We start from the raw sequence: 449 nt of genomic DNA on the forward strand, positions 1-449 counted from the left end.
TTTTTGTGGGTACCAGTTGGTGCCTTTGGCTGTGAGTATTTTTTCATGGCTTGGTGGTTGAGTAAGCGTTTGTCTTGCTGCCACCGTAAGTTAATCGGGTGGAGATACATCTTAACCAGAATGATGGGTTAACCAACACGGCACTTGTTAGGTGTCTGATTTAAAAAGTCTTTGGTGCATTGTTGGGTGTCTGGGGCATTGTTCCCTGGTTGTAACCCGCATAAGTTTCGATGGCTATTTGACCGTTTGTGGTGTGGTTGTTGTCTTGTGTGGGGTGTTGTGTGAGAACTGTATAGTGGACGCGAGCATTAAACCATGTGCTTGCTGCTGATACGTGCTTTGTGCGTGTGTTGGTGGTGGGTTGTGGTTTGTGTGATTTCTTTGTTCTTTTGTGTTTTGTGTGTTCACACCAGCATTGTCTTCTGCTGCTTTTGTGGTGGTGGTTGCCT

General features: G+C 45.9%; 1 protein-coding gene. It reads right to left on the reverse strand.

The window, feature by feature from the left end; genetic code table 11:
• Positions 1 to 234 precede the first annotated feature (234 nt).
• Positions 235 to 449: hypothetical protein (locus QKE52_RS13345; RefSeq protein ID WP_347949008.1), on the reverse strand; the 215-nt coding region annotated here is incomplete at its 5' end.

The sequence above is a fragment of the Corynebacterium sp. c25Ua_47 genome, assembly GCF_039907205.1.
Lineage (GTDB): Bacteria > Actinomycetota > Actinomycetes > Mycobacteriales > Mycobacteriaceae > Corynebacterium > Corynebacterium hiratae.